Annotated in this window: 11 protein-coding genes; 4 read left to right on the plus strand and 7 right to left on the minus strand. The window is 42.5% G+C overall.

All coding sequences use genetic code 11. The features are described 5' to 3' along the window. Positions 1-8 precede the first annotated feature (8 nt). From KDK67_RS08290 to KDK67_RS08300, 3 genes are all read left to right on the plus strand, one after another. Positions 9-1,166, plus strand: a complete 1,158-nt coding sequence (locus KDK67_RS08290) for a formate--phosphoribosylaminoimidazolecarboxamide ligase family protein (RefSeq protein WP_250868331.1) — start codon at positions 9-11, stop codon at positions 1,164-1,166. Between the two features lie 167 nt (positions 1,167-1,333). Further along, positions 1,334-1,540, plus strand: coding sequence for a DUF5371 family protein (locus KDK67_RS08295; protein WP_250868332.1), 207 nt, complete (start codon positions 1,334-1,336; stop codon positions 1,538-1,540). A gap of 29 nt (positions 1,541-1,569) precedes the next feature. Further along, positions 1,570-2,055: a type IV pilin domain-containing protein gene (locus KDK67_RS08300; RefSeq protein ID WP_250868333.1), complete on the plus strand. Its 486-nt coding sequence runs from the start codon at positions 1,570-1,572 to the stop codon at positions 2,053-2,055. Positions 2,056-2,139: 84 nt separating this feature from the next. Here KDK67_RS08300 and gatD read toward each other — a convergent pair whose 3' ends face one another. From gatD to KDK67_RS08335, 7 genes are all read right to left on the minus strand, one after another. Next, a complete protein-coding gene (gene gatD / locus KDK67_RS08305; protein WP_250868334.1) occupies positions 2,140-3,378 on the minus strand; it encodes a Glu-tRNA(Gln) amidotransferase subunit GatD in 1,239 nt (412 codons plus the stop codon). 31 nt (positions 3,379-3,409) lie between these two features. Then, positions 3,410-4,885 (minus strand): argininosuccinate lyase, encoded by a 1,476-nt coding sequence (gene argH, locus KDK67_RS08310; RefSeq protein ID WP_250868335.1) that lies wholly within the window; start codon positions 4,883-4,885, stop codon positions 3,410-3,412. A gap of 131 nt (positions 4,886-5,016) precedes the next feature. Beyond that, positions 5,017-6,912: a PAS domain S-box protein gene (locus KDK67_RS08315; RefSeq protein ID WP_250868336.1), complete on the minus strand. Its 1,896-nt coding sequence runs from the start codon at positions 6,910-6,912 to the stop codon at positions 5,017-5,019. A 156-nt stretch (positions 6,913-7,068) separates the two neighbouring features. Further along, a complete protein-coding gene (locus KDK67_RS08320; RefSeq protein WP_250868337.1) occupies positions 7,069-9,240 on the minus strand; it encodes an ATP-binding protein in 2,172 nt (723 codons plus the stop codon). 286 nt (positions 9,241-9,526) lie between these two features. Beyond that, positions 9,527-10,354, minus strand: coding sequence for a metal ABC transporter permease (locus KDK67_RS08325; protein ID WP_250868343.1), 828 nt, complete (start codon positions 10,352-10,354; stop codon positions 9,527-9,529). A 13-nt stretch (positions 10,355-10,367) separates the two neighbouring features. After that, complete coding sequence (locus KDK67_RS08330; RefSeq protein WP_250868338.1) at positions 10,368-11,117, minus strand: metal ABC transporter ATP-binding protein; 750 nt, start codon at positions 11,115-11,117, stop codon at positions 10,368-10,370. Between the two features lie 12 nt (positions 11,118-11,129). Further along, positions 11,130-12,077, minus strand: a complete 948-nt coding sequence (locus KDK67_RS08335) for a metal ABC transporter solute-binding protein, Zn/Mn family (protein ID WP_250868339.1) — start codon at positions 12,075-12,077, stop codon at positions 11,130-11,132. A gap of 317 nt (positions 12,078-12,394) precedes the next feature. Between KDK67_RS08335 and KDK67_RS08340 the strand changes: the two genes are divergently transcribed. After that, positions 12,395-12,470 (plus strand): transposase-like zinc-binding domain-containing protein (locus tag KDK67_RS08340; RefSeq protein ID WP_420846927.1); only part of this gene is annotated, 76 nt, incomplete at its 3' end.

A 12,470-nucleotide genomic window follows, 5' to 3' on the forward strand; every position in this document is an offset into this window, starting at 1 on the left:
CAAAAATAATGATCGACAGGAAAGAGATTATTGAGATTGCGGAGAGCTATTATACTGATGACATAAAGATCGGTACAGTTGCTTCTCATTCAGGATTGGATGTATTTGACGGTGCCATCGAGGAAAATTTCGAGACCTTTGCAATATGCCAGGCTGGTCGTGAAAAGACATATACCGAGTACTTCAAGTCAAAAAGGGACGCCAATGGCAATGTTGTGCGCGGTATCGTTGATGATTATGTTGTATATGATAAGTTCAATGAGCTAATGCTTCCAGAGAACCAGCAGAAACTTGTGGATGACAACGTTCTTTTCATACCTAACAGGTCCTTTACTTCCTACTGTGACATCGATGCGGTCGAGAACGATTTCCGTGTGCCAATGGTTGGAAGCAGGAACATGCTTCGAAGTGAGGAGCGCGGTATGGATCAGGACTATTACTGGCTTCTTGAGAAGGCAGGGCTTCCATTCCCTGAAAGGATAAACGACCCTGAAGATATCGATGAGCTTGTAATGGTAAAGCTCCCTCATGCAGTAAAGAAACTTGAGCGTGGTTTCTTCACTGCCGGAACTTACAGTGAATATGTAGAGAAGTCCGAGTCCCTTATCAAACAGGGTGTAATTACAAGGGAAGCCCTTGCAGAAGCAAGGATCGAGCGCTATATTATTGGTCCGGTCTTCAATTTTGATATGTTCTATTCTCCTATCGAGGAAGAAATGAACAAGACCGAGATTCTTGGTATTGACTGGAGGTTCGAGACAAGTCTGGATGGTCATGTCAGGCTTCCGGCACCACAGCAGATGAATCTCGCTGAGCACCAGTTAACTCCTGAGTACACGGTATGTGGTCACAATTCTGCAACACTTCGTGAATCTCTCCTTGAGGAGGTTTTCAAACTTTCAGAACTGTATATCAAGGCATCCAAGGAGTTCTATGATCCAGGGGTCATTGGTCCTTTCTGTCTCCAGACCTGCATTGATAAAGATCTTAACTTCCACATCTATGATGTTGCTCCAAGGGTTGGCGGCGGAACGAACGTTCACATGTCCGTTGGTCATCCATACGGCAATACATTATGGCGTAAGCCTATGAGTACTGGAAGACGTGTTGCCTTTGAGGTACGTCGCGCGATCGAATCTGGTCAGCTAGATAAGATCATAACATGATTCGGATATTATGAAGTTCCTTCGGAATTTCTCTTTCTTTCCTTTTCATATTTTTATATTCAATTTTTTATATTTGCGAAAGCGTTATATACCACATATCTTATAATAATTATGATGGGGATGTGATGTGTTTATTCACATTGCTATACTAATCAGGAGAAGTTCTCATGAAAATAGTGCATGCACAAACTGTGCTTACTGAGGACCAGCTTGAAGAACTCAAGAAAAAGACAAATGAGCCGTCTACAAAGGAATCTTTGAGCATAGCGGTTCAGCATTATCTTGAGTGCGAGTACACTGAAATGAATGATGAAATGTGGACTCGGAAGCTTGAAAAGGTAGTGCAGAAGAAGCAACAAAGTGGTTCTAATTGATTAGTAACGATCTATGGAGGAATATTAATATGTTAAAGATGAATAGAAATGAAGATGCAGTGTCTCCGGTCATTGGTGTTATCCTAATGGTCGCTATCACTGTGATCCTTGCTGCTGTCATTGCAGCATTCGTGTTTGGAATGGGACCAGCAGAAATGGCACCACAGGCAAGTGTAAGAGGAAGTGCAGATTCAGATGGTAGCAACATTATCAAGCTTGAGCACCAAGGCGGGGATGCCATTATTTTGGACTCTGCACATACTACTGTCATTGTATCTGGGAATACTAGTACAGATGGTACAATTACTTTCAACGCTTCCAGTGACACTGAGTTCACTGCTGGAGAAACATTGTACGTATACTTCAATGGTACTTATCCACAACTTGGTGAGGCTGGTGTTGCTGGTAATGCTGCCGGTATAGATGATATTGCAATATCCGGTGATACACTCAACGTCAAATTCATTGATGTAACATCTCAGCAGATGATTGCTGACCTCGATGTAAGGTTCTAAAACCTTTAAAGAACATGGTGCATGACTGCACCAATATCTTTCTTTTTTTAAATTATTTCTATAAAAAAAGTTGAATCAATATTTTTACTTCAATGTACTATCGGTCATTTCATGGCCAATGTTCGATCTCATTATCTCTTCGACATCATCGTTCTGTCCTAAAGCCCACATAAGTTTTACTAATGCGACTTCGGGAAGCATATCTTCTCCCTCAATAGCACCGGCTTTTAGAATATCTCTTCCAGTATCATATACTCTGTCACAGACACGGCCATTCAGGCACTGTGATGTCATTATTACCGGTATTCCACTTTCAGTGGCACGCTTGATGTTCGGTATCCAGTCGGTTGAAACATGTCCCAGCCCGGTCCCTTCTATGACGAGACCTTTGTACCCTGAATCAATATAGTAGGAAAGAACATCCGGGTCAGCACCCGGAACGAACTTTACAAGGGCGCATTTTGGTTCAAGGGTATTCTTCAGTTCAAGTTTTTGGCTACCGCGTTTCGAAAATGGAAGTATTGTCTCTATCTTATGGGTCGAATGGTCGATGTAGCCTATCGGGTCTGAGTTGATGGACTGGAAAGCATCTCTTCTCGAGGTGTGCATTTTCCTGACCTTCGTTCCGAAATGAATGGCACATCTGTCATCGCAGGTGGTGTCGTGCATGACAACGCAGACCTCTGCAATATCGCTGACAGCAACTTTTGTTGCACAGATGGCGTTCATGGCATTATCACTGCTTGGTCTGTCCGCACTTCTCTGAGAACCGACAAAGACTATCGGTACAGGGGTCTTCAGCATAAAAGATAGTGCTGCTGCGGAATACATCATGGTGTCAGTACCATGTGCGATGATTATGCCATCTGCACCCTTCTCTATCTCTTGTGCAACAGCTCCTGCAAGGTCTGTCCAGTACTCTGTTTTCATATTTTCGGACAGGATGTTGTAGATGACCCTTCCATTGATATCTGCTATCTCGGTCAATTCTGGTATCGCATCAACGATATCATCAGCGGAGAACTGTGCAGTAACAGCGCCTGTACGGTAATCGACCTTACTGGCAATGGTCCCGCCGGTGGAAAGTATGGTCACCTTAGGCAACTTCCTTTGTTCTTTTGCCTTATCGGGCTTAGTCTTTGGAGCTTTTTTCGGTCCTGCTTTCTCGAGAAGCGTGATGTTCGCTCCTTCAGGGTCAACTCCTGCATTATAACCGCTTACCATTTTTACGACAATGTGGTCAGTATTCGAAGGCATCACAACGCCTTCATAGGTATTCCCGTCCTTTTCTATCCTTATCCTGTCACCAAGTTCAAAATCCATTATGATCACTCATCAAAATAATTGTAATATATCACGCATGTATGCATTTTTCAACTTCACAAAAGAGGCCTTCTATTGCGCTGTCCCTGTTAGCTATAAGGGAATCGAGCATCTCTGTATCGTTAGCTATTCTTTCTCTTGAGCTTTTTATAAGCAGCTTCATACTGTCTGGAGATGGACCGCCGATAACACTTCTCTTACTTACATTGAGTACTGGGTCAAGTGCTTCCTCTACCATCTCTTCCGTAAGCCCTCTGGAGCTTAGGCTTTCACCGATAACATTGTGTGCGACCGCATCTATCTCTCCGAGAGTTGGTTCCCCGTTCCCGCGGGCAAGCACGCCTACTATCTGGTGTGCGGTCCTGAATGGTATGTCACATACACGTACCATTGTATCTGCAAGTTCGGTAGCGGTTGTGAACCCTGCAGTTGCAAGGCCTGCCATATTTTCCTTGTTTATGCTCATGGTGGCCATCATGCCGTTCATGATCCTGACAGATGCTCTTGTGATCTCAAGGGAACGCATGATGTTCGGAGTGGCTTCCTGAAGGTCACGATTATAGCTTAAAGGCAGTGCTTTGCAGATGGCCAAAAGGGACATTAAGGAACCTATTGCAACACCGCTCTTTCCACGCAGGAGTTCAGCTGTGTCGGGGTTCTTCTTCTGTGGCATTATGGATGAAGTGGATGCATATCTATCATCCAGCTCGATGAATGCGAACTCCGAGGTGGACCATATCACGATCTCTTCTGCCATCTTGCTCAGGTTTATCATAAGATTTGCGAAGACTGCTGCTGATTCAATAAGGAAATCACGTGAGCTTACCGCATCCATTGAGTTCTCGATCAGGCCATCGAAACCAAGGAGTTTACATGTCCTCTCCCGGTCGAGGTCAAAGCCTGTGGATGCAAAAGCAGCTGCACCAAGGGGGCTCAGGTTCACACGCTTATAGCAATCCCTCGTACGTTCGAGATCACGGCCTATGGCATTTGCATGGGCTGTCAGGTGATGGGCGAGGGTAGTTGGTTGTGCATGCTGGAGGTGGGTGAATCCCGGCATAAGTGTATCGAGATTCTCTGACGAGATATCGTTAAGGGTATTCCTTAGGGCAATAAGGTCTTCCATGAGCAGCAACAGATCATTTCTCAATGTGAGGCGTATACATGTCGCAACCTCATCATTTCGTGAGCGACCGGAATGCATTCTGCCACCTGTATCTTCCCCGACCATATCAATGAGCCTTGATTCAAGTGAAATATGGATATCTTCATAAGTGTGGTCAAGTTTTTCGATACCTTCCTCTTTTATCGTGAGCAAACCTTTCAGTATCTTCTTGCAGTCTTCTGTTTTGATGATCTTTCTCTCTTTGAGCATGATCGTGTGTGCAAGATCTACCAGAATATCTGCTTTGAAAATCCATTTGTCAGCGTTCATTGATGAAGTGAAATTAATTATCTCTTCATCAGGAACAGATGCAAGTCGCCCTCTTCTTAAAATATCGCTCACTTGAATACCTCTAAATTATCTTTAAAATATATGGAATCCACTAATTATGTAGCGTGGTATGCCACAAAACCTTAAAAACGAATCGGTTTCTTTAAATATTCCATAAACTGAAATGGAAAAAAGAATGATGCTTATTTAGGTAATTGAATGTGCATCCCTGTACCTTTGTTCTCTCCTTCGCTTTCCGCCCAGATCTTGCCTTTGTGGGCGTTGACTATCTCTTTGCATATATAAAGTCCAAGTCCTGTACCGCCATATTTGCGGGTCCTTGATGCATCTATCTGATAGAATCTCTGGAATAGCATGGGGATCATATCTGGTGGTATTCCAATGCCATTGTCCTTTAACACAATGTGGATGAATTCATCTTCTTCCTCAATGGTAAATTTAAGCGAGCCACCTTCCGGTGTGAACTTTATGGAATTGTCCACTATATTGGTTAGCATGTCGGTGAGCTTGTCCCTGTCTCCGTTGATAGTTGGGATGTTATTAGCTATATTCTTCTCAACAGTCAGTTTCTTATCTTCTATCTGGATCTTAAGGTCCTGTAATGTCATCTCGACAATTTCTACAACAGAAACCGGTTCGAACAGATATTGAACATTGCCTGACTGTACCCTGCTGATGTAGAGAAGGGAATCAACAAGTCTTTTTAATCTATTAGCATTTCTAAGGACTGTTCTTTCCACTTCCTTTTGCTGTTCGCTCAGGACTCCAAGCGACTCGTCATAAATGAGTTCAGTATAACCCTTGATGGATGTAAGTGGTGTTTTCAGCTCATGGCTGACATTTGAAAGGAACCTGTCTTTCATCTGGTCGAGGCTCTTTAGCTCCTCATTGGCAGTGGCAAGTTCTTCTGCATATTTTTTCAATGCCTCTTCTGATTCTATACGGGTCGTGATATCTTCAATGACTCCGATCCCGCCAAGGATACTGCCATCTTCCGCGATGTTCGGGCTATAATCTGCTTTGATGGGCGTGACCTTTTCGCTGACCGCTGATATGTATTTGCCTTCATAATGACCGGTCTTTCTTGCAAACACCTGTTTAACAGCGTCTTTCATTTTTTGGTCTTTGATGCCTCTTAACATATTCAATCCGATTATCTTATCCTTTGAAGCACCCATTATCTTTGCAATGTTGTCGTTACAATGAGTTATTGTTCCGTCTTTATCAAAAGTGAAGATGCCAAGCGGAGAGTTCTCGAATATGAGCCTGAACTTTTTCTCAGTCTCCAACAATGCCTGTTCGGCCAGTTTTCTGTCAGTGACATCGATTATTATTCCCTGGTAGTAAGATGGTCTCTTATCTTCATCAAATACCAGTAAAGACCTTTCAGCAACCCATCTTGTTTCTCCTGCTCGGGTCAGTATCCTATATTCCTTTGAGAAGAATTGACGTCCTTCAATTTCAAGTCTTGTAACATCATTACGCACAAAATCAAGGTCTTCAGGGTGTACTATATCACCAAATATCAGATTCCCTGAAGTGAAATCCTCCGGTGTGTATCCGAACTGTGTAATGTTATCTGAGACAAATTCAACTGGCCAGTCCTTTTCAGCTGTCCAGAGAAAAGCAACTACCGGACTGTTCTTGTATATCTCTTCAAGTTTCTTCTTTGAAGTTATCATGTCTTTGAAGGTCTTTTCCCGGATATTTTGTTCTGATACACTTTCCACGGTGCAGATGAATCCTGTATATTTATCAGAACCGTTAAGCATTGGAATTATATGCCCACTAAGCAGGTTGAGATTTCCTTCAGGTGTCAGGAATGAAAGGGAGTGGTATCGGGTAGGTTTTAGTTTGTCTTTTACCTGCAGGGAAAGCTCAGTAAAATGTGTTTCGTCACCAACGCTTAGTTGCGCCAGTTCCATGAAAGCCTTAATATCTTTACCGATTATCCTTTCTTCTGAAATTCCGGTAATGTCTTCCATCCCTTTACTAAAGTAAATGAATTTGTTATTTGCATCAACGGCCCATATCCCTTTGTACAGATTACTAAGCATTTTGTCAAGTACATTTTTCATTTATGGTACCCCCACACACCGTTCTTTTTTGCAACAACCAATCTTGGGAGGCTCGATACTAGCCACGTTGGAAGTTCAGAAATATATGTAAAATTATATCTCTACAATAAGTCCCATATTTAACATTGGGCTGCTCAAATTAATAAGTTTTGGCAGTTATTCGGAGGACCCTTCGGATAATTTGTTCAACCTGATCCAAAAAACAGTACCATGACCTTCAGGATTGTCCCTTGCCCCGACCTCTCCTTTGTGCAATTCGATGGTTCTTTTGACAATGGCAAGTCCAAGTCCGGATCCTTTCACACCGGACTTATTAACACGTTCGAAACGTTCGAATATCGTCTTTTTATATGCGTTGTCAATACCTTCACCTAAGTCAGTGATCGTGATCTCGGTGTGCCCAATGTTCTCTTTTATCTCTATAATGACCTTTGTTTTTTCAGGGCTGTATTTGATAGCGTTCGAGATAATGTTCGTGAACACGGTTTCGATGATATTGTTGGCAAGAACGAAATACTCTCTATCTTCGATAAACTCTATTTCTATCTCTTTATCAACTGCTTGGTTTGCCAATGTCTCTATGGAATGATTGATCACGTCTACAATTTCCAGTGGTTCGAGTTCGAGATTCTCCGAACTCTCAAGTTTTGCAAATTGTGAAGCCGATTGGATCATTTCGATAAGTTGGTAATTGCTCTTCCATATCTTATTGAGGTATCGTTCCGTTTTCTCTTCCTTCTCTGTCATCAAGAGCAATTCTGTATAACCTTTAACGACTCCTGCCGGGTTAAGCAGGTCATGTCGCAGAATGTCTGTGAACATATCTTTTAGCTCGTTGGAATGCTCGAGCTGCTTTGCATATTCCTTAAGCTCTTGCTCTGTTCTCTGCCGGTCAATGTTTGCCTGCTGTAGGGAATATCGCGTCTGTTCAATACCGTCTGTCAGAAGCTTGAGGTCACCATGGCCGTGGACACGCAGATCACGGGAAAAATCCTCTTCTTTCATTGCGGATAGGACCTGATTTGAATCGTTGATGATAAGGTCGAGCACTTTTGCGAACACATTTATGGAATCTGCCAGTTTTCTAAATTCTCCTGCATATTCCCCTTCAAAACGCGTCTTAAGATCCCCTTTAGAGAGCTGCTCAGCAACCCTCATTGTCTCTTCAACGGGTGCTGTTACCGCATCGAGAACATGGTTAAGGCCTTCAGGTATTTTCCTGAAATCCTCATCGATATCAGTGCTTGCGCGGATGTTAAGTTTTCCTTCTGCAGCAGAATCTGCCATATCCTTGAAATCATTCACAATATCATCTATTGATGCTGTTACCGAACGTGATGCCACGTATGCTGCCAGTCCCATGAAGAAAACAGATATTATTCCTAATCCTATGAGCTTGTCCCTTAAAGCAAAGGTTCCGGCCAGCATTTCATCCTTTGGGACTACAAGGAACAATCCGTAATTCTTCGATCTTATGGGTTCATAGAAAACAACAACTTCTTTTCCTGTCACCGGGTCGATGGTATTTACATGACCGCTTTTTTCATGCTGGATGTCATCTGCAGCCTTTGCCAATTCTTCATTGTCATAATCGTAGATCGTTTTAACTCCGATCCAGTCTTTGTTATACGGTTGTGAAAGTATTGTGCCAGAGCTGCCGGTCATGATGGCATATCCTGTGTCGAATGCTTTGATCTGGCTCACGATATCATCGACATACTTCAATGATACATCTACACCTGCCACGCCCAGAAATTCATCGTCTTTTATGATCGGTGCTACATAACTCACCATAAAAATATCTTCGTAGTAGTATGGGTCAGTAATGAAGTTTTTATTGAATACCTTTGGATAAACATAATATTCCAAAGTTTCATAACCCTGAAGCGGTTCTAATTCGATTTCCCCTTCGATCTTGTTCCAGAATGGTATGAAACGTCCCGATGCATCATGTCCTTCGGCATTGATGAACTCGCTGTCCCTGCCATCAAAAGCGTTAGGTTCATACGCCACATAAGTTCCAAGCAAGTGAGGATTGTCTTCAAGTATCCTATGCATCATCCTGTTCACTTCATCCCTGTCTGATGAATTATATTCGCTCATACTGGAACTAATGGCACGCGCTATTGCCATGTTGGAGCGCATATCTCCATCGAACTTGTTTGCATAGCCTTTTGTGATCTCAATGGATTGCTGGTTCGCAAGCTCTTCCTGCACTGATATTTGGGTAGTAATTGTGACGGTGGTTGCTAAGATCATTACTAAAAGAACGCCTGTAACAGCAGAAAGAACAAGTTTTGATCTAAGCGATACCTGCATCCAGTTCATGTGACTCCGGCTTTTAATGGCAGGTTATCGAATATTAACGTTTCTAAACAGGCGTTATATTTTATTAAGTTAATATCTATTACACTTAATTATATTAGCTATAAAAATAACCTATTTCATCTATTTCTATGAAAATTGTGCTAAAAATATACAAATGATGATCACTCATCATTTGTTTTTGGTGTATTGATATTTGCACACATTGATTATTGTGGTGCTATTCCTAGTCACGGGGAAATTGCCGACATCGAGTATTTTAATTATTATATCGATTTTGACCAGTACTTTATATTTCAAATGGCTTTTCCGAAATAGTTCTCCATTTTTTGATAACGACGTGGAGCAAGTAAAAAGAGGACATCACAAGGATAATTGTTGCACCTGATGCTATGTCGAAGTAATAGGACAGCATGAGGCCAAGTATTGTAAAGGCGGTACCGAATGAGATCGACAGGAACATCATCTTCCTCATATCGTCTGTAAATTCCCTGCTCAATGCGGCAGGAATTGTAAGGAGAGCAATTACAAGTATAAGTCCAACCACGCGTATCATCACTACAACTGTCAGCGCAATAAGGCAAAGCAAAAGCAGATATAGTTTTTCAACAGGTATTCCTGCAACGGTGGAGAAGTCCTCATCATAGCACAATGCCATGAACTCTTTGTACAGTACATATACCACCAGAATGATGATGGCATCCAGTGCCAGCATCATCGTGATATCTGACTGTGGTACTGTAAGTATATTCCCGAAAAGGTATGTCATTAGGTCGGGTGCATAACCCGGGGTCAGGCCTATGAAAATGATGCCGATTGCCATGCCCATTGACCAGAGTATTCCTATGATCGTATCTTCTGCAACATCTGTACGTTTGCTGAAGGTGCCTATGGTAAGTGCAGAAAGCAGGCTAAAGGGTAACACCCCCATTATGGGGTTTATCCCGAGAAAATAGCTGATGCCTATTCCGCCAAAGGATGCGTGTGCAATTCCTCCGCTGATGAAGGCTATCCGCTTTACAACGACATATACTCCGATTATACCGCATGCGATACTTGCAAGAATGCCTGCCGTGATGGCATTGATCATAAATTCATATTGTAATATTTCCAGCACTTCGATCCCCTCATCAGTGTTTAGGCAATACCCTGTGCGGTACGCCATGGGCTATCAATTCGACAGGACACCCGTAAACCTGCTCGACGTCTTCGGGGATAAGTTCCTTTGAACCGTGGTAATGCAGTTTCCCGTTAAGGCATGCTATCTTGTCCACGAGTACGGAAACGGCACTGATATCATGTGAGACCATTACTATTGTGACCCTGGACCTGAGCTTCTTAAGCAGTTCATAGAATTCCATTTGCATTATGGTATCAATACCTGTGACCGGTTCATCCAGAATAAGTACTTTTGGTTCGCTCACAAGGGCACGTGCTATGAAGACCCGTTGTCTCTGCCCTCCGGAGAGTTCTCCTATCTGGCGATCACTATATTCGAGCATTTCCACGGTCTCAAGGGCTTTCTCGGTTGCAGCATTGTCTTCTTCTGTGTATTTTCGGAACAATCTTTTCTTTCCCATTCGTCCCATAAGCACAACTTCTCTAACATTTATTGGGAAATCGAGGTTCGAAGGATTGTATTGGGGTACATAACCGATCAGGTGGCGTGCTTTTTCGGGGGTTGTGCCGAGTACTTCCACGGTTCCCCTCTGTGGTTTTATCAATCCCAGAATGACCTTCAATAATGTGCTTTTCCCGCCACCGTTCGGTCCTATTATTCCAAGGAAATCCCCCTCTTCGATGGAAAGGTTCACGCCTTCCAGCACTGTCAGGTCCTTGTATCTTAACCATACGTCTTTAACATCGATCACTTTCCCCATCCGAACTCCTCATTATGTGGTCAAGCCTTCTGAAAATGCTTCGCTTATTATCTCTAAGTTCCCCACATAGTCCTTTGCAAGAGGGTCAACCACCACCACTTTTCCATCTATTGCAGAAGCGATGGTCTCAGCACTCTGTTTGCTGAACTGGGCTTGTACGAAGATGGTCTTGATGTTCTTTTCTTTTGCCTTATCGATAATTCTTTGCATATCCTGGGGGCTTGGTTCCTTTCCCTCGTTCTCGATAGTTATCATGTCGAGTCCGTATTCTGCTGCAAAATAACCCCACGATGGATGGTATGTCATGAAGCTTCTCTCTTCCCCTCCCATAAGTTTCTCCCTTATCATTGCATCAGCTTCATCGAGCTCTTTAAAGTAGTTCTCTTTGTTCTTCAGGTAGATATCCTTGTTTTCAGGGTCAATCTCTATAAGACCAAGATAGGTGTTCTCGACCATCATTTTAGCATTGAGGGGTGATGTCCATATGTGGGGGTCAGATCCTTCATGTGTATGACCTTCGTCTTTCTGGAAGTTCTCATCACCATCTTCCAAATGGGTATCCTCTTCCTCATCATGCTCTTCTGTTCCAGTGTCGATAATGTTGATCCCTTTTGAACAATCAACAATAAGCATGTCTTCGTTAATTCCTTCGATCTTCCCAATCCATACTTCTTCAAAAGGTAATTCCGATCCAACTATGAAATAAGCACTCGCTTTTGTAAGTTCTCTTAGCTGGCCCGGGCTTGGCTCATGGGTTGCAGGGCTGGCTCCTGGCGGGATCATGAGTATGGTTTCAATATTATTTCCAGCTATCTTTTCTACGAATTCCTGCTGTGGAAGGATGCTAACGGCAACGATCATTCTGTCTTCCCCTGATGCGCCCTCTCCATTGTCTATACAGCCAGCTGCTGATAATGTAGCTATCAACATTATTAGTGTGAGGATATTGATTGTTCTCATAAGTGCTCTGCCATCCTTTTTCTAAATATCCGGGGTTATTTTAGTTAGGATAATTTTCAGATCATATTTTCGGAATGCTATTTTTGGTATGATGCCAAATTTAATGTTTTGCCCGAACTTTAATTATACTCATTTTTAAATCATTTATATACTTAATAGGTATAAAACAAATTAGTGGTATGTTTTATTTAATAATTTTGCTCAATGCCAACTTTTATGCCTGGCAATAAAGAATCGAAATATTTAATACTATAATTTATATTCTTGGCATTGGTATTTAAGTAGAGTTTTTATGTTATTAGGACCTATATTTATGCATGAACTGTCCCAGGTGCAAGAGCTCCAATCATAAAAAGAACGGTAAAATCGATGGACGTCAACGCTACAAATGCC

The sequence above is a fragment of the Methanococcoides seepicolus genome (assembly GCF_023684405.1).
GTDB classification, from domain to species: Archaea; Halobacteriota; Methanosarcinia; order Methanosarcinales; family Methanosarcinaceae; genus Methanococcoides; species Methanococcoides seepicolus.

Excerpts from the sequence above, each read along its gene's own strand:
- KDK67_RS08290 (WP_250868331.1), top strand. The coding sequence starts at position 9 with ATGATCGACAGGAAAGAGATTATTGAGATTGCGGAGAGCTATTATACT.
- KDK67_RS08295 (WP_250868332.1), top strand. The coding sequence starts at position 1,334 with ATGAAAATAGTGCATGCACAAACTGTGCTTACTGAGGACCAGCTTGAA.
- KDK67_RS08300 (WP_250868333.1), top strand. The coding sequence starts at position 1,570 with ATGTTAAAGATGAATAGAAATGAAGATGCAGTGTCTCCGGTCATTGGT.
- gatD (WP_250868334.1), bottom strand. The coding sequence starts at position 3,378 with ATGGATTTTGAACTTGGTGACAGGATAAGGATAGAAAAGGACGGGAAT.
- KDK67_RS08315 (WP_250868336.1), bottom strand. The coding sequence starts at position 6,912 with ATGAAAAATGTACTTGACAAAATGCTTAGTAATCTGTACAAAGGGATA.
- KDK67_RS08320 (WP_250868337.1), bottom strand. The coding sequence starts at position 9,240 with ATGAACTGGATGCAGGTATCGCTTAGATCAAAACTTGTTCTTTCTGCT.
- KDK67_RS08330 (WP_250868338.1), bottom strand. The coding sequence starts at position 11,117 with ATGGGGAAAGTGATCGATGTTAAAGACGTATGGTTAAGATACAAGGAC.
- KDK67_RS08335 (WP_250868339.1), bottom strand. The coding sequence starts at position 12,077 with ATGAGAACAATCAATATCCTCACACTAATAATGTTGATAGCTACATTA.